Below are 20544 nucleotides of genomic sequence, written 5' to 3' on the forward strand. Positions count from 1 at the left end.
ATGTTCAGCCGTGATTTGACTATTGCCAAGTACGACGCCGATCTTTTTGCCGCCATGGAGCAAGAAGCCCAGCGCCAGGAAGAACACATCGAGCTGATCGCTTCGGAGAACTACACCAGCCCAGCGGTGATGGAAGCTCAAGGCTCGGTTCTGACCAACAAGTACGCCGAAGGCTACCCGGGCAAGCGCTACTACGGTGGTTGCGAGTACGTCGACGTTGTTGAGCAACTGGCCATCGACCGCGCCAAGGAACTGTTCGGCGCCGACTACGCCAACGTTCAGCCGCACGCTGGTTCCCAAGCCAACGCCGCTGTCTACCTGGCCCTGCTGTCGGCCGGTGACACCATCCTGGGCATGAGCCTGGCTCACGGCGGTCACCTGACCCACGGCGCCAGCGTTTCCTCCTCCGGCAAGCTGTACAACGCCATCCAGTACGGCATCGACGCCAACGGCCTGATCGACTACGACGAAGTCGAGCGTCTGGCGGTTGAGCACAAGCCGAAAATGATCGTGGCCGGTTTCTCTGCCTACTCGCAGATCCTCGACTTCCCGCGCTTCCGCGCCATCGCCGACAAGGTTGGCGCCTACCTGTTCGTCGACATGGCTCACGTGGCCGGTCTGGTCGCCGCTGGCGTCTACCCGAACCCGGTTCCATTCGCTGACGTCGTGACCACCACCACCCACAAGACCCTGCGTGGTCCTCGTGGTGGCCTGATCCTGGCTCGCGCCAACGCCGACATCGAGAAGAAGCTGAACTCCGCTGTTTTCCCGGGCGCCCAGGGTGGCCCGCTGGAGCACGTGATCGCCGCCAAAGCGATCTGCTTCAAGGAAGCACTGCAGCCTGAGTTCAAGGCTTACCAGCAACAAGTGGTGAAAAACGCCCAGGCCATGGCCGGCGTGTTCATCGAGCGCGGTTTCGACGTGGTTTCCGGCGGTACTGAAAACCACCTGTTCCTGCTGTCGCTGATCAAGCAGGAAATCTCCGGTAAAGACGCCGACGCCGCTCTGGGCAAAGCGTTCATCACCGTGAACAAGAACTCCGTGCCAAACGACCCACGCTCCCCGTTCGTCACTTCCGGCCTGCGCTTCGGTACTCCGGCTGTGACCACTCGCGGCTTCAAGGAAGCAGAGTGCAAAGAGCTGGCCGGCTGGATCTGCGACATCCTGGCTGATCTGAACAACGAAGCGGTGATCGACGCCGTTCGTGAGAAAGTCAAAGCCATCTGCAAGAAACTGCCGGTATACGGCGCTTAATCGCGACGTTAAACCCGCAGCATGAAAAACCGGCCAGTGATGGCCGGTTTTTTTTCGTCTGCGAAAAAGTTTTCAACCCCGAATGGCTCAAGGTCGGGGCCTGGCGCATAACTGGTAAGACCGGTCATGCCAATTCGTCATTTTTCACTTGCGATCCGTAAAAAACAGCGCCTAGACTGCATCCGCACTGGACATACCGGTAAGACCACAATAATTAAGTCCTGAATCTGATGCGCCCCGCGCACGGCAGCCAGGACACCGACCAGGATTCCTCCCATGCTCAGATGGTGCTCGCGTTCAATCTTCCTCCAAGTGGTTCTCGGACTGGTGCTCGGCATCGTCTGCGGGCTGACCCTTCCTGAATACTCGGCCCAGCTGAAACCGCTCGGCGACGGTTTCATCAAACTGATCAAAATGCTCATCGGCCTGATCGTGTTCTGCGTGGTGGTCAGCGGCATCAGCGGCGCCGGCGACCTGAAAAAGGTCGGGCGCATCGGCCTCAAGTCGGTGATCTACTTCGAAGTGCTGACCACCATCGCTCTGGTGATCGGTCTGGTGTTCGCCTTCAGCACCGGGATCGGCAGCGGCGCCAACATCCATCTGGAGCAGCTGTCCGCCGCCGACATGGGCGACATCGCCGAGCGCGGCCAGCACATGCACACCACCACTCAGTTCCTTATGGATCTGATTCCGACCTCGGTACTCGGCGCCTTCGCTGACAACAACATCCTGCAAGTGCTGTTGTTCTCGGTGCTGTTCGGCAGCGCGCTGAATCTGGTCGGCGAAGCCGCTTCCGGCATCTCTCGACTGATCAACGAACTGAGCCATGTGATTTTCCGGATCATGGGCATGATCGTGCGTCTGGCGCCGATCGGCGTGTTCGGTGCCATCGCCTTCACCACCAGCAAATATGGCCTGGATTCGCTGCAACATCTGGGCAGTCTGGTCGGCCTGTTTTATCTGACATGCATCGCGTTCGTCAGCGTGATTCTCGGTCTGGTGATGCGTGCCTCCGGCCTGCGCATGTGGCCGCTGCTCAAGTACCTGCGCGAAGAACTGCTGATCGTCATGGGTACCGCGTCCTCCGACGCCGTGCTGCCGCAGATCATGCGCAAACTGGAACACTTGGGCATCGGCAGCTCCACCGTCGGGCTGGTGATTCCCACCGGTTACTCGTTCAATCTCGATGGATTTTCGATCTACCTGACCCTGGCCATCGTGTTCATCGCCAACGCCACCGGCACACCGCTGGCCATGACCGATCTGCTGACGATTCTGCTGGTGTCGCTGATTACCTCCAAAGGAGCCCACGGCATTCCGGGTTCTGCGCTGGTGATTCTGGCGGCCACGCTGACTGCGATTCCGGCGATTCCGGTGGTCGGTCTGGTGCTGGTACTGGCGGTGGACTGGTTCATGGGCATCGGCCGGGCACTGACCAACCTGATCGGCAACTGCGTCGCCACCGTGGCCATCGCCCGTTGGGAAAAGGACATCGACGTGCAGCGGGCGAACAAGGTGCTCAACGGCGAGCAGGGCTATAACTTTCAGCCGAGAAAAACGGCCGCTCAAGCGGCGGCCAAAGAATTCTGAATGAGCGCCGTGCCTGCGCACCTGCAGGCACGGCTCGTGGAGCAAACACGTGATTACTACATCAACCGTCGTCAACTCAGTGGTAGAAAAACTCCGGGCCGCCCTCGCCCGTGGCCAGTGGCGCTCCGGCGAAATGCTGCCGGGCCAGCGCGAACTGGCCGAGCAACTGGGCATCAGCCGCCCGAGCCTGCGCGAAGCGGTGATCGTGCTGGAAACCCTGGGTCTGGTGCGCTCGATGCCGGGCAAAGGCGTAGTGGTGCTCGACGCGCAGGCCAGTGACAACCAAAGCCACGACAGCGCGGTAGCCGGCGCCAGCCTCGAAGACGTGCTGCAACTGCGCTACACCCTCGAGCCGTTCATCGTCGGTCTGGTGGCGCAGTCGATCAGCAGCAAGGAAGTTGGGCAACTGCGCCTGACCTTGATGGACATGCGCGAAGCCCTCGAAGCAGGTGACAGCGAGGCCGGGGTCAGCGCCTATATCGCCTTCCACGAAGAACTGTTCACCCTGACCTCGAACCCGATTTTCCAGAGCGTGGTGCAGCAGACCAGCAACGCCCTCAAGCAGAGCGCCGAAGTGCTGCGCAATTCACCGGAACACCTGGCCGAACGCCTTGAGGAAAACGAAGCCGTGGTACGTGCGATCCGCAGCAAGAACAGCGCTCAGGCCAGTGCCGAAATGCGCCGGCACATCCTGCGTGAAGGCCAGCGCATGGGCATCGAACTGAACATTCCGGATGACAACCTGAACACCTGAAACACCTCACACTGGAGACCGGCCATGAACAGTCTTGCCACGCCGTCGAACCCTCGCCCGACCTCGGCGGCCCTGCCCTTCTCCCGCCTGCAAGCGCCGGTGGACGATCTCTATCCGCGCCTGCTTGATGCGATCCTCGAACAGCGCCTCGATGCCGCCAGCCGTTTCACAGAAGAGAGTCTCAAGCACATGTTCGGTGTCAGCCGCGCCGATGTGCGTCGGGTGCTGACCCAGCTGTCCCACGAGCAGATCATCGTGCTGCGGGCCAACCATCGGCCGCGGGTTGCTGCGCCGGACGCCGAGCAGACCCGTCAGGCCTTGCACGCCCGGCGTCTGGCCGAGAACACGCTGGTGCGACTGGCTTGTCAGCATGCGCAGGCTGAGGATCTGAAACGCCTGCGCGCGTTGATCGAATGCGAACGTCAGGCTGTGGATAAAGACCGACGCGGTGCGGCGATTCGCCTGTCCGGGGAGTTTCATTTGCAGTTGGCGAAAATGGCCGGGAATGCACCGTTGGCGCATTTTCTCGGCACGCTGGTGCCGTTGACCTCACTGGCGATTGCGCGTTGCATTGAAAGAGCGCACAGCTGTTGCGGTTGGCAGGACCACGCCCGGATCGTCGAGGCGATCGAGCGTGATGACGCCGCCGAGGCCGTGTCGCTGATGAACCGTCATCTGGATCATCTGGAACAGACGATTCTCAGCGGTTCCACGCACTGAGACAGCGGCGGACTCAGTTCGCCGCCACCCTGGCAAACCCCGCCCGGATCTTCTCTTCCGGCAAATCGTCGGCGATAAACACGATCACGCTTTCCCGCGCCTCGCTTTCGGCCCACTCGGTGTCCCAGTCGAAGCCGTAGAGTTTCAGCACGCCCTGAAACACCAGCCGACGATCTTCGCCCGCAATGTTCAGCACGCCCTTGTAGCGCAGCAATTGCTTGCCGTGCTCTTCCAGCAATTCGTTCATGAACTCGCTGAGCTGATCGATATCCAGCGGCTGATCGGTACGCAGCACCAGACTGGAAATCCGGTCGATGGACGGCGCCTTGCTGACCGGTCGCAGGCTCACTCCACCGCCGAGATCGGCATTGAGGTTGAAACCGCGCACATCGAGCAATTCGGCCAGATCAATGTTTCCGTGTTCGACCACGCGAATCGGCGCACGGCGGTTGATGCGGGTCAGGCGTTCACTGAGCGTGGTGAACGCAGCCTCGTCCACCAGATCGGTCTTGCTCACCAGCAAGCGGTCGGCAAAACCGATCTGTGCCTGGGCGATGGTCTGGGTCAGGTGCAGCTCGGCATGGGCCGCGTCGACGAGGGTGATGATGCCGTCGAGCAAGTAGCGTTCACGCAGTTCTTCGTCGATGAAAAACGTCTGCGCCACTGGCGCCGGGTCTGCCAGGCCGGTGCACTCGATGACCAGCCGATCAAAGGCGATTTCACCGCTGTCCAGCCGTTCGAGCAGCAGGTACAGGGCTTTGGTCAGGTCGGTGTGAATGGTGCAGCAGACGCAGCCGTTGGCCAGGGTCATGACTTGCACCGGCTCGTCGCCCAGCAGTTGGGTGTCGATGCCGGCGTCGCTGAATTCGTTTTCGATCACGGCGATTTTCAGGCCGTGCTCGGCTTTCAACAGATGACGCAGCAAGGTGGTCTTGCCGGCGCCGAGGAAACCGCTGAGCACCGTGACCGGGATGGGAGAAGACAAACTCGATCTCCTTCAATTGCACAAATAAAAATGGGAGCAGGTCGAAAGACCTGCTCCCACCTCACCTCTGATGAACCGCGATCAGCGGCTCAACAGCACTTCGGCCCACCCTTGCCACCGTAACGGGCTTCCTGACGTTCGCGAAAGAACATCTCGTAGCTCATCACCGGTTTGTCCGGGTGTTTGGTTTGCATATGCTCGACGTACGTGTCGTAGTCGGGCATGCCGACCATCAGGCGCGCGGCCTGACCGAGGTATTTACCGAGGCGACTCAGGTCATTGAACATGGTGCAATCCTCTGGTTACGCGTCCGGCAGAGCCTGGAACGGCGATTCTTTATCCGTACGCTCTTTTTTGCCCCAGGCGGCGATGCCGACCTTGAGTGCATAGAACAGGATGCTGAATACCACGAACAGGAACAGCGCGGTCAGCGTTGCGTTGGTGTAAGCGTTGAAGATCACGTGCTGCATCTGTTCGACGCTCTTGGCCGGTGCGATCACCTGGCCTGCGGCCAGTGCATCGCTGTACTTCTTGGCCAGCGACAGGAAGCCGACGGCCGGGTTGGCGTCGAACAGCTTGATGAAGCCTGCGGTCGTGGTGCAGATCAGCAGCCAGGCCGCCGGCAGCAGGGTGACCCAAATGTAGCGCTGACGCTTCATCTTGATCAGGACCACGGTGCCGAGCATCAGCGCGATACCGGCCAGCATTTGGTTGGAGATACCGAACAGCGGCCACAAGGTGTTGATGCCACCCAGCGGATCGATCACGCCCTGATACAGCAACCAACCCCACATCGCCACACAACCGGCGGTGGCGATCAGGTTGGCGGTCCAGGATTCGGTACGTTTCAGCGCCGGCACGAAGGAACCGAGCAGATCCTGCAGCATGAAGCGCCCGGCACGGGTGCCGGCGTCCACAGCGGTCAGGATGAACAGCGCTTCGAACAGGATCGCGAAGTGGTACCAGAACGCCATGGTGTTTTCACCCGGCAGGACACTGTGCAGGATCTGCGCGATACCGACCGCCAGGGTCGGGGCACCACCGGCACGGGCCAGAATGGTGGTCTCGCCGATGTCATGGGCCACGGCCTGCAGAGCATCCGGGGTAATCGCAAAGCCCCAGTTGCTGACTGCAGTCGCAACCGCCACCACATCACCGCCGACCACGGCAGCCGGGCTGTTCATGGCGAAGTACACGCCAGGTTCGATCACCGAAGCGGCAACCATGGCCATGATGGCCACGAACGATTCCATCAGCATGCCGCCGTAACCGATGTAACGGGCGTTGGTTTCGTTATCCAGCAGTTTCGGCGTGGTGCCGGACGAGATCAGTGCGTGAAAGCCCGATACCGCGCCGCAAGCGATGGTGATGAACAGGAACGGGAACAGACCGCCCTTCCACACCGGACCGGTGCCGTCGACGAACTGGGTCAACGCCGGCATTTTCAGCTCGGGCATGGTGACCAGAATGCCGATCGCCAGTGCGATGATGGTACCGATCTTGAGGAACGTGGACAGATAGTCACGTGGCGCGAGAATCAGCCAGACCGGCAACACAGCGGCAACGAAGCCGTAACCGATCAGCATCCAGGTGATTTGCACGCCGGTGAAGCTGAAGGCCTTGGCCCACACCGGATCAGCGGCAATCTGCCCGCCCAGCCAGATCGAACCGAGCAGCAGCACCACGCCGATCACCGAGATCTCGCCGATGCGACCCGGGCGGATGTAACGCATGTAGATGCCCATGAACATCGCAATCGGGATGGTCGCCATCACGGTGAAGATGCCCCAAGGGCTCTCGGCCAAGGCTTTGACGACGATCAGCGCCAGCACCGCGAGGATGATGATCATGATCAGGAAGCAGCCGAACAGCGCAATGGTACCGGGGATACGGCCCATTTCTTCACGCACCATGTCGCCGAGCGAACGGCCGTTGCGACGGGTCGACATGAACAGAACCATGAAGTCCTGCACCGCGCCCGCCAGCACCACACCGGCAATCAGCCACAGCGTGCCGGGCAGGTAGCCCATCTGCGCAGCCAATACCGGACCGACCAGAGGCCCCGCGCCGGCGATGGCCGCGAAGTGGTGTCCGAAGAGAATGTGTTTGTTGGTCGGAACGTAGTCCAGACCGTCGTTGTTGAGCACGGCGGGGGTGGCCCGGCGTGGATCGAGTTGCATCACATTGTTTGCGATGAACAGGCTGTAGTAACGGTACGCAACCAGATAAATGGCCACCGCGGCGACCACGATCCACAAGGCGTTGATCGCCTCGCCTCGGCGCAATGCCACTACGCCCAGGGCGCACGCTCCTACGATTGCCAGCACTAGCCAGGGTAAGTGGCGCAGCGGGCTATTATTATTTTTCATTTTATTATTCCAGCCAGGGTGGACAAGAAAGACAGCCACCCCGAGTTTAGCGCTACTGGCGGCAAAGGCCATACCCCGACATTGGTCGGACGCCCTGCCTGACTGGCAACACTCGACGTGGCGGGTCTATAGTCAGCGAACCGTCCAGAGGATTGCGCCATGAGCGAGCACCCGTCCGAGCGTCGCCGCTTCAAACGTATCGCGTTCGATGCCAGAACCGAATTGAGCCAGGGCGAGTACATCTGGCCGGTGAAGCTGATCGACCTGTCGCTCAAGGGATTGTTGATCGAGCGGCCGGATCCGTGGCTGGGGGATGAAACGCAGGACTTCAACGTCGACATTCACCTGAGCGACGACACCGACATCCAGATGGACGTGCAACTGGCACACGATGATCACGGCCAACTGGGCTTCCAGTGCCGGCACATCAGCCTGGAATCGATCCAGCGCCTGCGCCGCCTGATCGAACTCAACCTCGGGGATGAGGCCGAGCTCGAACGGGAGCTTGGCGCGCTGATGGAGCTCTGATTACTCGAAGAGTGAATCCAGCGCCTGCTCCAGACGCGTCACCGCAATGATCTGCAACCCTGCCGGCGCTTCTTTTGGCGCGTTGCCCTTGGGCACGATCGCGCGTTTGAAGCCGTGTTTGGCGGCTTCCTTCAACCGCTCCTGACCGCTCGGCACCGGACGCACTTCGCCGGACAGGCCGACTTCACCGAACACCAGCAGATCATGAGGCAACGGACGGTTGCGCAGGCTCGACATGACGGCGGCCATCAACGCCAGGTCGGATGCGGTTTCCAGCACCTTCACCCCGCCGACCACGTTGAGGAACACGTCCTGATCGTGGGTCGGAATGCCGCCATGCCGGTGCAGTACCGCCAGCAACATCGCCAGACGGTTCTGATCCAGGCCTAAGGTGACCCGACGCGGATTGGCCAAGTGACTGTCATCCACAAGCGCCTGGACTTCCACCAGCATCGGCCGGGTGCCTTCCCACGTTGCCATCACCACACTGCCCGGGACTTCTTCCTGAGCGCGTGTAAGAAAAATCGCCGAAGGGTTGGAAACTTCTTTCAGGCCCTTGTCGGTCATGCCGAAAACGCCCAGCTCGTTGACTGCGCCGAAACGGTTTTTCACCGCCCGCAGCAGGCGCAACCGGCCATCGGACTCGCCTTCGAAATACAGCACGGTGTCGACCATGTGCTCCAGAACGCGCGGGCCGGCCAGTGCGCCTTCCTTGGTCACGTGGCCGACCAGGAAAATCGCCGTGCCGCTTTGCTTGGCGTAGCGCACCAGCAACGCCGCACTTTCGCGCACCTGGGACACGCCGCCCGGTGCTGATTGCAGTTGTTCGGTGAAGATCGTCTGGATCGAGTCGATCACCATCACCTTGGGTTTTTCCTGGCGGGCGGTGGCGATGATGGTTTCGATGCAGGTTTCGGTCATCACCCGCAGTTGATCCTGCGGCAGCCCAAGGCGACGCGCGCGCATGGCAACTTGCTGCTGGGATTCCTCACCGGTGACATACAGCGCCGGCATGGTCTTGGCGAGGTTGCACAGGGTCTGCAGCAGAATTGTCGACTTGCCGATACCCGGATCACCGCCGATCAGCACTACCGAGCCGTCCACCAGACCGCCGCCGAGCACTCGGTCCAGTTCGCCGGAAGCTGTGGAAAAACGCGGTATCTCTTCGATGCTGACTTCGGCCAGGGTCTTGATTTGTGCTTGCTGACCGGCCCAGCCAGTGCGCCCGCTCGGGGCGGCGGCACCGCCGCTCTCGACCATGGTTTCGGTCAGGGTATTCCAGGCGCCGCATTCGCCGCACTGCCCGGCCCACTTGGGAAAGGTTGCGCCGCACTCGGTGCAGCCGTACATGCGCTTGGCCTTGGCCATCAGAACCCCCGACAAAAACCGCGATGATAACGCAGCCTTCGCCGATCAGCGCGGCGCCGCGGTACGGATTTCCCCGCTGGCCTGACGCGCGGCGCTGCTGCCGGTCAATCCCCGACAATTGCCGGGGATTGAAAGGGTCGCTGTCAGTCGACCAGTTTGGCCGCCAGGGCCTTGACCCGATTCAGGTCGCCCTTGGCGACTTTGGTCACACCGGTGCCGTATTCCGGATCCGCCTTATAGAGGAAGGACAGCATGATGTGCTTGCTCTCGTCATCGGTGCTTGCCAGCGACCCGCCGAAGCTCTCGATCAGATCCTGACGCTCCTTCTTGCTGAACGAGCGATACAGATCACCGGCCTGCTTGAAGTTCTGCTCACGCTGAATCTTCGCCTGTTGTGTGCTGCCCTGCAGAGCGGTCTGGCTATAACGCGCGCTTTGCGTTTCTTCACGTGGTTGCAGGCGGCTTGGCTGATAGTTGACACCCGAGTGACTCGCACCGGCATTCATCGTGCCATCCTGATTACCATTGTTGACCGGTACTTTTGCAGCATTGATCGGCAACTGCAGAGCATTGGCGCCAAGGCGATACATCTGGGTGTCGGCATAGGCAAATATCCGGCCTTGCAGCAGACGATCTTCAGATGGCTCGATTCCCGGCACAACATTCGAAGGTGCCATGGCCACTTGTTCAGTTTCCTGGAAGACGTTCGAAGGATTACGGTTCAAGACCATTTGTCCAACTTTTCGCTCTGGAATACCGGGCCAGGTCTTGGTTGCATCAAGAGGATCGAAATCAAACTTTGACAAGTCTTGCGGTTTCAGAACCTGAATGTATAAGTCCCACTTCGGGAAATTTCCCTTATTGATATTAGTTACCAAATCATTAGTCATGTGACTGTAGTCACGACCCTGCACTTTCTCGACCTGTTTTGGATCGAGATTTTTTATCCCCTGCAGACTTTTCCAGTGAAACTTGACGTAATGCACTTCGCCCTTATCGTTAACCAATTTGTAGGCGTGCACACTGTTGCCATCCATTTCCCGATAACTGGCCGGTGTCCCTGAGTTGGAATACAACTCGGTCAATGTACGAGTGGCTTCAGGTATATGGGAGAAGAAGTCGAAACGGCGGGAATCATCGTCCAGATTGGTACGCGGATCAGGCTTGAAGGCATGCACCATGTCCGGGAACTTGATCGCGTCGCGGATGAAGAACGTCGGGAAGTTGTTTCCCACCAGGTCCCAGTTGCCGTCTGCTGTATAGAACTTGGTCGCGAAACCCCGTGGGTCACGCAGGGTTTCCGGTGAATGGTTGCCGTGAACCACAGCAGAGAAACGCACGAACACCGGCGTGACCTGGCCGACAGTGAACACTTTGGCCTTGCTCAGATCGCTCAGATTGTTGGTCGCGGTGAACGTGCCATGAGCACCGGTGCCACGAGCATGCACGACGCGTTCGGGAATACGCTCGCGATCAAAGCGTTGCAGCTTCTGGATCAGTTGCACGTCCTGCAACAACACCGGGCCGTTGGCACCGGCGGTCTGCGAATTCTGATTGTCGCCCACTGCGGCACCGTTATCCCGGGTCAGGGGTGCGGCATTCACGGAAAAGCTCAGCAGGCTGGCGGCGAGTACGCCAAGCGTACGGCGATGGGGAACAGCCCCGAGGCCAAGAGTGGAATTCATTTCAGGCTCCTCTGTTTTTTGAAGCGCATCCAGGTGCGCCAAACAGAGGCTAGAAGCTCGGCCCGCCAAACATAAATAGAAAGATCGTAACGCCATGATTGATCAATTTTTCTTCAAAATCAGGCGTTTGTAGCGTATATCGCGCGCGATTAGTGGCACTTTGCAAACTAATCGCGAATTGATGTGTCGATAAAAACGAGCATTGTAAGAAGGTGTTTCGCGCAGGACGCGTTTTGCTGATTTACACTGCGTACACCAAACTCATCTGTAACAAGGAAATAACTATGGGCGTGCTCAGCGAGTTCAAGGCCTTCGCGGTCAAAGGCAATGTGGTCGACATGGCCGTCGGTATCATCATCGGTGCGGCCTTCGGCAAAATCGTTTCGTCGTTTGTCGGTGATGTGATCATGCCGCCAATCGGCCTGCTGATCGGTGGAGTGGACTTCAGTGATCTGGCGATAACCCTGAAAGCCGCCGAGGGCAGCGCCCCCGCAGTCGTGATGGCCTACGGCAAGTTCATCCAGAGCATTCTGGACTTCATCATCGTCGCGTTCGCGATTTTCATGGGCGTCAAAGCCATCAACCGCCTGAAACGCGAAGAAGCCGTCGCTCCGACCTTGCCGCCAGTGCCAACCAAGGAAGAAGAGTTGCTGGGCGAGATCCGCGATCTTCTCAAGGCCCAGAACAACCGGCCTTGAAGACTGAAACGGCGCCTGAGGGCGCCGTTTTCTTACCAGTAGTTTTCCACCGCCACCTGTCCTGGTCGACGGGTCAGACTCAAGGCCATGCCGCGTTGCTTGAGCAAGGCCCGGGTGTCATCGATCATCTGCGGATTACCGCAGAGCATGACTCGCGAATGCACCGGAGTCAGCTCGACACCTGCCACCCTCTCCAGTTCGCCATTTTCGATCAGTGTGGTGATGCGCCCGTTGAGAGCGCCGGCATAACGCTCACGAGTGACCACCGGAATGAACTGAAATTTGTGCGCATATTCCACCAGATAGTCGCGCTGCGTCAGTTCGGCAATCAGTGGTTGATAGGCCAGCTCCCGCGCCTCTCGCGCACTGTAGACCAGGATGATTCGTTCAAACTTCTCCCAGACCTCGAAGTCCTGCAGGATCGACAGAAACGGCGCCACCCCCGTGCCTGTGGATAACAGCCAGAGATCTCGACCATCAATGAAGCGATCCAGCGTCAGATAACCAAAGGCCTGGCGCTCTATCAGCAAGGTATCCCCTGCTTTCAGACGGCTCAGCTCGCTGGTGAATTCGCCGCCCGGCACCACGATGGAAAAAAATTCGAGAAACTCGTCGAACGGCGATGACACCATCGAGTAGGCGCGCCACACCGTACTGCCGTCCGCGCGCGTCACGCCAATCCGCGCGAATTGCCCGGCGCGGAAGCGGAAACCGGCATCCCGCGTGGTACGCAAGGTGAACAGGTTCGGGGTCAGCGGTTGTACATCGAGTAATGTCTGGCGGCTGAATTTTTCGCTGCTGGCAGTCATCGATTCACTCCATCAACAATGACTCGATTGTTACGCATAATTGCACAACAAAACACCGACAGTTTGTGATGGAATTTCAAAGTGCCACTAGTTTTAAAACTCTAAAATAGTCGACCTGAAAATCAGAATTGTTTAAATGGTCTCACACATATAAAGACTTTTTCAGAGATATTCCAAATAGAGCCACTGTTCAAGAACAAAAAAATCCAAACAGCTTCGTAGGAAGCATCCTACACTCGTCTCCGTGCCACCCACTTTGGATCCAATATGGCGCCCCCCCGAATTAATATTTTGGAGAACATTCAAAATGGAAAGGTGGAAGGAGTACCAGATAGAGCAGATCACGCGTGCGAAGGAAATCGAGAACGCATTCCCGATTTTGAGCACATTTGCCAGGAACCTCGGTTTTCAATTTTGCGGCATTAAAGTTTCGCGGCCTGGTTACCCGTCATTCAAATCGTTCAATATCAATAACTTCCCAATGGCATGGAACGATGAATACGAAAAAATTTACGAAAGTGATGACCCGATAACAGCTTACTGCGATCGTTCCATGCTGCCGTTTCTCTGGAGCAGGAAAGCCTTCTCGAAGACTCCGCTAATGTGGGATGCGCTTCAAAATCACGGGATGCAACATGGTTGGTCGCAGTCGTATCGCGACGAGAAAAACGACTTATGTTGCACGGTCAGCCTGGCACGAACCCACTGCGAAATTTTTGCCCTGGAGCTGTACAACGAATATGGCGTGTTGCATTACGTCTTGCAGCATTTGTGTGCGTTGTTCCTCACTGCATTCCCCCCAATACTGGCCAAACCACCCCCTGTGCGATTGTCCACACGGGAACTCGAAATCGTGAGGCTTTGCGCCTTGGGTAAAACAGCTTGGGAAATCGGCCAGATTCTGAACGTAGCCGAACGGACCGTGACCTATCACATCAAGAACCTGATCATTAAGTTCAACGTCTGCAACAAGATGTCGGCCGTCATCGCCGCCTCAAAGGCCGGATATCTCTAGCCCCCTCTTCCACTGCACTGAAATCAGACGAGTATTACCAACAAAAAAAAAGTACCATTTGCAACCTTCCTGAGTGATGTCGTGAACTTTCACGCCGCTGTCCACTCGGTCGGTTCCGCCGCACAACACTCAGGGCCGCGGGACACCCGTCGATTACCCAGAGTCCCCGCCCCATGCCTTTGCTCGATACGCCCTTCGCCCAGCTTGATCTGATCCGCCAGCCCGAACAGCAGAACGAACCGCTGCAAGCCTTCGACGCAGCCGACGAATACCTGCTCAATCATCTGGCCGAGCAGAACCCAGCGGCAAACACTCGGGTATTGGTACTCAACGACAGCTTCGGCGCGCTGGCCATCAGCCTCTGCGGCAAAGTGCAGGTCAGCACCAGCGGCGATTCGTTCCTGGCGTTTCAGGGCCTGGAGAAAAACCTGCTGCGCAATGGCCAGGTGTTCGATGCGCTACGCGGCACGCCGGCCAGCGAGCCGTTCGTCGGGCCATTTGACCGAGTGCTGATCCGCGTGCCAAAAACCCTGGCGCTGCTGGAAGAACAACTGATTCGCCTGCAAGGCCAATTGGCACCCGGCGCTCAGGTGGTAGCCGCAGCCATGGTCAAACACTTGCCCCGCGCTGCCGGTGATCTGCTGGAGCGCTACATCGGCCCGGTTCAGGCTTCGCTGGCCGTGAAGAAGGCGCGCTTGTTGATCGCCACGCCTGAGGCCAAGGCTCCGGCCGCCTCGCCTTATCCGACCCGCTATCGCCTCGACGAGCCGGCCATCGAACTGCTCAACCACGCCAACGTGTTCTGCCGCGAAGGGCTGGATATCGGTACTCGCGCCTTTCTTCCGCACTTGCCGAAGAATCTCGGCGCGGCGCGGGTTGCCGACCTCGGTTGCGGTAACGGTGTACTGGCCATCGCCAGCGCCCTGCAAAACCCTGATGCGCATTACACGCTGGTGGACGAATCGTTCATGGCCGTGCAGTCGGCGGCCGAAAACTGGCGCGCGGCGCTGGGTGAACGTGAAGTGATCGTTCGCGCCGGCGACGGTCTGGCCGGGCAGGAAGCGCAATCGCTCGACGTGGTGCTGTGCAACCCGCCGTTCCACCAGCAACAGGTGGTCGGCGACTTCCTTGCCTGGCGCATGTTCCAGCAGGCCCGCGAAGCACTGGTGGTTGGCGGTGCGCTGTACATCGTCGGCAACCGTCACCTGGGTTATCACAGCAAACTGGCGCGGCTGTTCCGGGGTGTCGAGCAAGTCGCGGCCACGCCAAAGTTCGTGATCCTCAAGGCGCGCAAATAACCCGGGCAAAAAAAACCCTCCGGTCGGAGGGTCGAAAATCCGTGCCGCAAGGCAGCGGGATGGGAAGTCTCAGTGCGTGGTCAGACCTGCGGCATTCATGAACATGCGCATCAGGCTGGCGACAATGAACAATGCACCGACGCTGCCGACCCAGATCATGGCCAACCAGCCGAGCCGCTGCCACAGCGGCTTTTTTTCGGCTTCTTCAATGTCGTGCAGGGAATGTTTGCCGGTCATGCTTGCATCCTCCGGTTGAGGGAGATGGCGCCGCTGTCGGCGCCATCGTGATCACCATTAGTGATAACCGTCTTCATGGGTGACCTTGCCGCGGAACACGTAGTAGCTCCAGAAGGTGTAACCCAGGATGAACGGGATGATGAACAGCGTGCCCACCAGCATGAAGCCCTGGCTTTGCGGCGGTGCGGCGGCGTCCCAGATCGAGATCGACGGCGGCACGATGTTCGGCCACAGGCTGATGCCCAGACCGCTGTAGCCGAGGAAGATCAGCACCAGGGTCAGCAGGAACGGCATGTAGTTGGCATTGCGTGCCACCGCGCGAATCAGACCGTACATCGTCACCAGCACGAGGATCGGCACCGGCATGAACCAGAACAGGTTCGGCATGCTGAACCAGCGCGTCGCGATTTCAGGATGAGCCAACGGCGTCCAGAGGCTGACGATGCCGATCACCGCCAACAGCACGAAGGCCAGAGGGCGCGCCAGGTTGTGCATCTGCTCCTGCAGCTTGCCTTCGGTCTTCATGATCAGCCAGGTGCAACCGAGCAAGGCATACGCCACCACCAGAGCAGCGCCGCAGAACAGCGTGAACGGCGTCAGCCAGTCCAGTGAGCCGCCGGCATATTGCCGGTTGACCACAGGCAAGCCGTCGATGAACGCTCCAAGCGCCACACCCTGGAAGAACGTCGCCGCCACCGAACCACCGATGAACGCCTTGTCCCACAGGTGACGCTTGTCATCCTTGGCCTTGAAGCGGAACTCGAACGCTACACCGCGAAAGATCAGCCCGATGAGCATGAAGATCAGCGGCAGGTATAGCGCCGACAACACCACCGAATAGGCCAGCGGAAAGGCGCCAAACAACGCCGCACCGCCCAGTACCAGCCAGGTTTCATTACCGTCCCATACCGGAGCGACGGTGTTCATCATCACGTCGCGGTCGGTCTTGCCGGGGATGAACGGGAAGAGAATCCCGATCCCGAGGTCGAAGCCGTCCATGACCACGTACATCATGATGCCGAAGATGATGATCACGGCCCAGATCAGCGGAAGATCAATACCCATGATTCAAATCTCCTTGGTCAGGCTGCGGTCGTGTTCGGCGCCATCGTCGTCGGCAGCGGACAACGGACGGGCCGGTGTGCGTTTCTGGCCTGGGCCACCGTCGTTGGTTTCCTTGCCTTCGTCGGTCTTCGGCCCTTTGCGCACCAGGCGCATCATGTAGCCCAGACCCGCACCGAACAGCGCGAAATACACCACCACGAACATGATCAGCGTGATGCTCATCTGCAGGAAGCTGTGATTGGAGGACGCATCCGCCGTGCGCATCAAGCCGTAGACCACCCACGGCTGACGACCGATTTCAGTGGTGAACCAGCCCGCCAGGATCGCGATCAGGCCGGACGGCCCCATCCACAACGCCAGGTACAGGAACGGCCGCGAGGTGTAGAGCGTGTCGCGCTTGCGCAGCCACAGGCTCCAGAGGCCGGTGAAGATCATCAGGAAGCCGAGGCCGACCATGATCCGGAACGACCAGAACACGATGGTCGAATTCGGCCGGTCTTCAGGCGGGAACTCCTTGAGCGCCGGGACTTGCTTGTCCAGCGAGTGGGTCAGGATCAGGCTGCCGAGGTAGGGGATCTCGACGGCGTACTTGGTCTTCTCTTCCTTCATGTCCGGCCAGCCGAACAGGATCAACGGCGTCGCTTCGTTGCCGACGTTTTCCCAGTGACCTTCGATCGCGGCGATTTTCGCCGGCTGATGCTTGAGGGTGTTGAGACCGTGGAAGTCACCGATGACCGCCTGGATCGGTGCAACGATCAACGCCATCCACATCGCCATCGACAGCATGGTGCGAATCGCTGGGTTGTCTTTGCCGCGCAACAGATGCCAGGCCGCCGACGAGCCAACGAAGAACGCCGTTGCAACGAACGCGGCAGTTGCCATGTGCATCAGGCGATACGGGAACGACGGGTTGAACACGATTGCCAGCCAGTCGGTCGGGATTACCTGACCGTTGACGATCTCGAAGCCCTGCGGTGTCTGCATCCAGCTGTTGGACGCGAGAATCCAGAAGGTCGAAATCAACGTACCGATGGCCACCATCACCGTGGCGAAAAAGTGCAGGCCGCGCCCGACCTTGTTCCAGCCGAACAGCATCACGCCGAGGAAACCGGCCTCGAGGAAGAACGCCGTGAGCACTTCATACGTCAGCAACGGCCCGGTAACGGAACCTGCGAAGTCCGAGAAGCGGCTCCAGTTGGTGCCGAACTGGTAGGCCATGACCAGGCCCGAGACCACGCCCATGCCGAAGTTGACGGCAAAGATCTTCGACCAGAAATGGTAGAGGTCACGGTAGGTGTCGTTGCGGGTTTTCAGCCACAGGCCTTCCAGCACCGCGAGATAGCTCGCAAGACCGATGGTGATCGCCGGGAACAGGATGTGGAACGAGATGGTGAACGCGAACTGAATTCGGGCGAGATCCAGGGCCTCTAAACCGAACATAAGCTTTCCTCTATCAGATAACGGTTCCAGGACTGGCGGCCTTGAACCACTGCCCCCACGGGTATGGAGTGCGGCGAACTCGGATTCGTTCTTCTTTTTACAGGCATCGCGACGCAGGGAGTCTGTCGACGGGTCCGCGATCGTTTCCACGAAGGGTCTTGATCTGGATCAATCAACGTTGAAAGAGTAGTCCCATTTCCGACGGGGAACCGCGTGGTCTTTTGCCGCGTGACAAGTTGCCTCACAGTCCTGGCAACGCCCTGAAATACATCCTTGGCCGGGTACGGTGTCCGAGTGCGGAGAAATCGATGTCTGGCTAACTAAATTTTCTGTCGTAGCAACTTCCTGTTACAGACAGGTGATAATCTCGCGATTCCCCTCGATCAAGACCGGCCCGCAGATGCCCAGCCAAGAGCCCTTGCTGTTACGCCACCACCGTCCCTTTCTTGCGTTCTGGTTTGCCCGGATCTTCACTGCCAGCGGTTTCCAGATGCTCACCGTAGCCATCGGCTGGAACCTCTATCAACTGACCGGCAACGTGCTCGACCTTGGCTTGGTCGGTTTGGTGGAATTCGCCCCACGGGTGTTGTTCATGCTGCACACCGGTCACGTTGCCGACCGCTACGACCGACGCAAGGTCGCGGCAATCTGTCAGTCGTTGCAGGCGTTGATCGCCCTGGCACTGGCCATCGGCAGCGCTACTGACCATGTCACCCGGGAAATGATCTTTATCCTGGCGTTCCTTCTGGGTGCTGCGCGCTCCTTCGAAATGCCGACCACCCAGGCGCTGCTACCGAGCATCGTGCCCAGCGTGCTGTTCCCACGGGCGGTCGCGGCGGCGCAGTCGGCACAGCAATCGGCCACCATCGTCGCCCCGGCGCTCGGCGGTCTGCTCTATGCCTTCGGCAGCGTCTGGGTCTATGGCCCGACGGTCGTTCTGTATGTCATTGCCTGCACCCTGATGCTCAACCTGCCCGCGCGACAGACCCCGCTGAACAAAGGCAAGGCAACACTGGATTCGTTGCTGGCGGGGATTCGCTTTATTCGCAGTCGCCCGGACATTCTCGGGGCGATCTCGCTGGATCTGTTCGCCGTGCTGCTCGGCGGCGCCACGGCGTTGTTGCCGGTGTTCGCCAAGGACATCCTGCTGACCGGACCTTGGGGCCTCGGGTTGCTGCGTTCGGCGCCGGCTGTGGGGGCGTTGATGATGTCGCTGTTCCTGGCGCGCTTCGCCGTCGAACGCAACGTCGGCCGGGTGATGTTCACCGCCGTCGGCGTATTCGGTGTGGCCACCATCGCCTTCGGTCTGTCGACGTCGTTCTGGTTCTCGCTGGCGGTGCTGGTGGTGCTCGGCGCGGCGGACATGATCAGCATGGTAATCCGCGCCTCGTTCGTGCAACTGGAAACCCCGGACGAAATGCGTGGCCGGGTCAGCGCGGTGAACGGCCTGTTCATCGGCGCCTCGAACCAGTTGGGCGAATTCGAATCCGGCCTCACCGCTCACTGGTTCGGCACCGTGCCAGCGGTGGTGATGGGCGGGATCGGTACGCTGGTGGTGACCGGGACGTGGATCAAACTGTTCCCGACCCTGGCCAACCGCGACCGGATGCATGTGCCGGTGGAAGAAGTGAAGGCCTGACGATCTCAGACCAATAATTCCCCTGCTATCTTCGCTCTGGCGGCCTTGCCCGCCAGTTGCTCGACCAGTGTCAGGGAGAAATCCAGCGCGGCGCCGGAGCCCTGGGCGGTGATGCAATTGCCATCCACCACCACCGGTTGATCAACAAACGTGCAACCGGAGAGGTTATGGCTGGTAACGGGCAGGCAGGTCATGCGCCTTTGGCGCAAAACACCGAAACTTTGCAGGGCGACCGCCGGGGATTCGGCGATGGCGGCGAACAGTCGCCCGGCGCTGGCCTGGTCCTTGAGTAGTTGTTGCAGGGGCTGGTGCGCGGCAAGGTGTTGTGCGCCGACAGCACCGCCGGGCAGGACGATCAGATCGAAAGTCTGGGCCAGCACATCAATGAGCATGCCGTCGGCGGTCAGCCGCGTGCCTCGGGCGCAGGTGAGCATGCGCCGGCCCTCGATGCTGGCCGCCACCACTTCGACACCGGCCCGACGCAGCACGTCGATCAGGGTTACGCATTGCAGATCATCGATGCCCTCGGCGAGGGTAATCAGGGCTCTGAAGGTCATGGGCGCCATCCGCTGGGAGATCTTTAAAGCGTAGTCAGCTTTGCCCTGCCCTGTTCGGCTACAGCCGTTACTTGATGTAAAGCTGGGTCGACATCGTGTTGCGCGGGGCGTTGATCGACGTGTTGCTGAAGGTAAAGGTGCCTTCCTGACGGGCCGCCAGATCGAAGGTGTACAGCGAACCGACGGTTTTCGCACCTGGCGTGCATTCGGTCAGGTTGCCGTTATCAAAAGCACAGACCGGGCTCCGGGTGCCGTTCACTTCGAAACCGTCCAGCGCTGCCTGAGGCTGGCTCTGGCCGTAACCGATTTCCAGCACATAGACCTTGATGCCCGGCGCGCTGTGATCGCAACGGGTCTGCACCTGGCCATCGGTAATGTCTTCGAGCCCACAGGACGACGACTGAACCTTGATGACTTTCACCTCGCTCAATGGCGGTGCCGACGCCGCGAGTGCCGCCGATGCACCGGCCAGCAGCAAGGCCATCAATCCTGCGCTCTTCATCCAACCCTTGGTCATGCGATCCATCCCCGAA

At 59.5% G+C, this 20544-nt stretch carries 20 protein-coding genes; 9 read left to right on the plus strand and 11 right to left on the minus strand.

The window, feature by feature from the left end:
- From glyA to CAF87_RS20830, 4 genes are all read left to right on the plus strand, one after another.
- Entirely contained in the window at positions 1 to 1254 is a 1254-nt protein-coding gene (gene glyA, locus CAF87_RS20815; protein ID WP_085655048.1) for a serine hydroxymethyltransferase, read from the plus strand.
- Between the two features lie 276 nt (positions 1255 to 1530).
- Positions 1531 to 2844: a C4-dicarboxylate transporter DctA gene (locus CAF87_RS20820; RefSeq protein ID WP_085732867.1), complete on the plus strand. Its 1314-nt coding sequence runs from the start codon at positions 1531 to 1533 to the stop codon at positions 2842 to 2844.
- A 49-nt stretch (positions 2845 to 2893) separates the two neighbouring features.
- A complete protein-coding gene (locus tag CAF87_RS20825) occupies positions 2894 to 3598 on the plus strand; it encodes a FadR/GntR family transcriptional regulator (protein WP_085732868.1) in 705 nt (234 codons plus the stop codon).
- Positions 3599 to 3622: 24 nt separating this feature from the next.
- Entirely contained in the window at positions 3623 to 4318 is a 696-nt protein-coding gene (locus CAF87_RS20830; protein WP_085732869.1) for a GntR family transcriptional regulator, read from the plus strand.
- 13 nt (positions 4319 to 4331) lie between these two features.
- Here CAF87_RS20830 and yjiA read toward each other — a convergent pair whose 3' ends face one another.
- The 3 genes from yjiA to CAF87_RS20845 all read right to left on the minus strand — a co-directional run bounded on the left by yjiA (position 4332) and on the right by CAF87_RS20845 (position 7672).
- The gene (gene yjiA / locus CAF87_RS20835; protein ID WP_085732870.1) at positions 4332 to 5303 is read right to left on the minus strand and encodes a GTPase; all 972 of its coding nucleotides are present in this window, start codon (positions 5301 to 5303) and stop codon (positions 4332 to 4334) included.
- An 89-nt stretch (positions 5304 to 5392) separates the two neighbouring features.
- Positions 5393 to 5590 (minus strand): YbdD/YjiX family protein, encoded by a 198-nt coding sequence (locus CAF87_RS20840; RefSeq protein ID WP_003228401.1) that lies wholly within the window; start codon positions 5588 to 5590, stop codon positions 5393 to 5395.
- Between the two features lie 15 nt (positions 5591 to 5605).
- Positions 5606 to 7672 carry a carbon starvation CstA family protein gene (locus CAF87_RS20845; RefSeq protein WP_085732871.1) on the minus strand — a complete coding sequence of 689 codons (2067 nt, stop codon included), beginning with the start codon at positions 7670 to 7672 and terminating at the stop codon, positions 5606 to 5608.
- 159 nt (positions 7673 to 7831) lie between these two features.
- Between CAF87_RS20845 and CAF87_RS20850 the strand changes: the two genes are divergently transcribed.
- Positions 7832 to 8200, plus strand: coding sequence for a PilZ domain-containing protein (locus tag CAF87_RS20850; RefSeq protein WP_085732872.1), 369 nt, complete (start codon positions 7832 to 7834; stop codon positions 8198 to 8200).
- Here the strand turns inward: CAF87_RS20850 and radA are convergent, their stop codons facing one another.
- Positions 8201 to 9568, minus strand: a complete 1368-nt coding sequence (gene radA, locus CAF87_RS20855) for a DNA repair protein RadA (protein WP_085732873.1) — start codon at positions 9566 to 9568, stop codon at positions 8201 to 8203.
- Positions 9569 to 9711: 143 nt separating this feature from the next.
- Positions 9712 to 11253, minus strand: coding sequence for a catalase KatB (gene katB / locus CAF87_RS20860; RefSeq protein ID WP_085732874.1), 1542 nt, complete (start codon positions 11251 to 11253; stop codon positions 9712 to 9714).
- A gap of 284 nt (positions 11254 to 11537) precedes the next feature.
- On the opposite strand from katB, the gene mscL reads away from it, so the two are divergent.
- Positions 11538 to 11951: a large-conductance mechanosensitive channel protein MscL gene (mscL, locus tag CAF87_RS20865; RefSeq protein WP_085712217.1), complete on the plus strand. Its 414-nt coding sequence runs from the start codon at positions 11538 to 11540 to the stop codon at positions 11949 to 11951.
- 32 nt (positions 11952 to 11983) lie between these two features.
- Here mscL and CAF87_RS20870 read toward each other — a convergent pair whose 3' ends face one another.
- The gene (locus CAF87_RS20870; protein WP_085732875.1) at positions 11984 to 12760 is read right to left on the minus strand and encodes a ferredoxin--NADP reductase; all 777 of its coding nucleotides are present in this window, start codon (positions 12758 to 12760) and stop codon (positions 11984 to 11986) included.
- Between the two features lie 307 nt (positions 12761 to 13067).
- Between CAF87_RS20870 and CAF87_RS20875 the strand changes: the two genes are divergently transcribed.
- Positions 13068 to 13775: a LuxR C-terminal-related transcriptional regulator gene (locus CAF87_RS20875; protein ID WP_085732876.1), complete on the plus strand. Its 708-nt coding sequence runs from the start codon at positions 13068 to 13070 to the stop codon at positions 13773 to 13775.
- 173 nt (positions 13776 to 13948) lie between these two features.
- The gene (locus CAF87_RS20880) at positions 13949 to 15073 is read left to right on the plus strand and encodes a class I SAM-dependent methyltransferase (protein WP_085732877.1); all 1125 of its coding nucleotides are present in this window, start codon (positions 13949 to 13951) and stop codon (positions 15071 to 15073) included.
- 69 nt (positions 15074 to 15142) lie between these two features.
- Here CAF87_RS20880 and CAF87_RS20885 read toward each other — a convergent pair whose 3' ends face one another.
- From CAF87_RS20885 to CAF87_RS20895, 3 genes are read right to left on the minus strand one after another with little or no spacing between them, the layout of a single operon-like run.
- The gene (locus CAF87_RS20885) at positions 15143 to 15310 is read right to left on the minus strand and encodes a DUF2474 domain-containing protein (protein WP_007950992.1); all 168 of its coding nucleotides are present in this window, start codon (positions 15308 to 15310) and stop codon (positions 15143 to 15145) included.
- A gap of 57 nt (positions 15311 to 15367) precedes the next feature.
- Positions 15368 to 16375, minus strand: a complete 1008-nt coding sequence (gene cydB / locus CAF87_RS20890) for a cytochrome d ubiquinol oxidase subunit II (RefSeq protein ID WP_085732878.1) — start codon at positions 16373 to 16375, stop codon at positions 15368 to 15370.
- 3 nt (positions 16376 to 16378) lie between these two features.
- Entirely contained in the window at positions 16379 to 17815 is a 1437-nt protein-coding gene (locus CAF87_RS20895; protein WP_085732879.1) for a cytochrome ubiquinol oxidase subunit I, read from the minus strand.
- Positions 17816 to 18215: 400 nt separating this feature from the next.
- Between CAF87_RS20895 and CAF87_RS20900 the strand changes: the two genes are divergently transcribed.
- Positions 18216 to 19454, plus strand: a complete 1239-nt coding sequence (locus CAF87_RS20900; protein WP_085732880.1) for an MFS transporter — start codon at positions 18216 to 18218, stop codon at positions 19452 to 19454.
- Between the two features lie 5 nt (positions 19455 to 19459).
- Here CAF87_RS20900 and CAF87_RS20905 read toward each other — a convergent pair whose 3' ends face one another.
- Together CAF87_RS20905 and CAF87_RS20910 are read right to left on the minus strand one after the other, a co-directional pair.
- Entirely contained in the window at positions 19460 to 20011 is a 552-nt protein-coding gene (locus CAF87_RS20905; protein ID WP_085733021.1) for a DJ-1 family glyoxalase III, read from the minus strand.
- Positions 20012 to 20078: 67 nt separating this feature from the next.
- Positions 20079 to 20528, minus strand: coding sequence for a DUF4879 domain-containing protein (locus CAF87_RS20910; RefSeq protein ID WP_085732881.1), 450 nt, complete (start codon positions 20526 to 20528; stop codon positions 20079 to 20081).
- Positions 20529 to 20544: the final 16 nt, after the last annotated feature.

The organism is Pseudomonas sp. R38(2017), from assembly GCF_002112395.1.
Lineage (GTDB): Bacteria > Pseudomonadota > Gammaproteobacteria > Pseudomonadales > Pseudomonadaceae > Aquipseudomonas.

What these genes read in the sequence shown, in the direction of transcription:
- glyA (WP_085655048.1), top strand. Translation starts at nt 1, where the DNA reads ATGTTCAGCCGTGATTTGACTATTGCCAAGTACGACGCCGATCTTTTT.
- CAF87_RS20820 (WP_085732867.1), top strand. Translation starts at nt 1,531, where the DNA reads ATGCTCAGATGGTGCTCGCGTTCAATCTTCCTCCAAGTGGTTCTCGGA.
- CAF87_RS20830 (WP_085732869.1), top strand. Translation starts at nt 3,623, where the DNA reads ATGAACAGTCTTGCCACGCCGTCGAACCCTCGCCCGACCTCGGCGGCC.
- CAF87_RS20840 (WP_003228401.1), bottom strand. Translation starts at nt 5,590, where the DNA reads ATGTTCAATGACCTGAGTCGCCTCGGTAAATACCTCGGTCAGGCCGCG.
- CAF87_RS20845 (WP_085732871.1), bottom strand. Translation starts at nt 7,672, where the DNA reads ATGAAAAATAATAATAGCCCGCTGCGCCACTTACCCTGGCTAGTGCTG.
- CAF87_RS20850 (WP_085732872.1), top strand. Translation starts at nt 7,832, where the DNA reads ATGAGCGAGCACCCGTCCGAGCGTCGCCGCTTCAAACGTATCGCGTTC.
- radA (WP_085732873.1), bottom strand. Translation starts at nt 9,568, where the DNA reads ATGGCCAAGGCCAAGCGCATGTACGGCTGCACCGAGTGCGGCGCAACC.
- katB (WP_085732874.1), bottom strand. Translation starts at nt 11,253, where the DNA reads ATGAATTCCACTCTTGGCCTCGGGGCTGTTCCCCATCGCCGTACGCTT.
- mscL (WP_085712217.1), top strand. Translation starts at nt 11,538, where the DNA reads ATGGGCGTGCTCAGCGAGTTCAAGGCCTTCGCGGTCAAAGGCAATGTG.
- CAF87_RS20870 (WP_085732875.1), bottom strand. Translation starts at nt 12,760, where the DNA reads ATGACTGCCAGCAGCGAAAAATTCAGCCGCCAGACATTACTCGATGTA.
- CAF87_RS20875 (WP_085732876.1), top strand. Translation starts at nt 13,068, where the DNA reads ATGGAAAGGTGGAAGGAGTACCAGATAGAGCAGATCACGCGTGCGAAG.
- CAF87_RS20880 (WP_085732877.1), top strand. Translation starts at nt 13,949, where the DNA reads ATGCCTTTGCTCGATACGCCCTTCGCCCAGCTTGATCTGATCCGCCAG.
- CAF87_RS20885 (WP_007950992.1), bottom strand. Translation starts at nt 15,310, where the DNA reads ATGACCGGCAAACATTCCCTGCACGACATTGAAGAAGCCGAAAAAAAG.
- cydB (WP_085732878.1), bottom strand. Translation starts at nt 16,375, where the DNA reads ATGGGTATTGATCTTCCGCTGATCTGGGCCGTGATCATCATCTTCGGC.
- CAF87_RS20895 (WP_085732879.1), bottom strand. Translation starts at nt 17,815, where the DNA reads ATGTTCGGTTTAGAGGCCCTGGATCTCGCCCGAATTCAGTTCGCGTTC.
- CAF87_RS20900 (WP_085732880.1), top strand. Translation starts at nt 18,216, where the DNA reads ATGCCCAGCCAAGAGCCCTTGCTGTTACGCCACCACCGTCCCTTTCTT.
- CAF87_RS20905 (WP_085733021.1), bottom strand. Translation starts at nt 20,011, where the DNA reads ATGACCTTCAGAGCCCTGATTACCCTCGCCGAGGGCATCGATGATCTG.
- CAF87_RS20910 (WP_085732881.1), bottom strand. Translation starts at nt 20,528, where the DNA reads ATGACCAAGGGTTGGATGAAGAGCGCAGGATTGATGGCCTTGCTGCTG.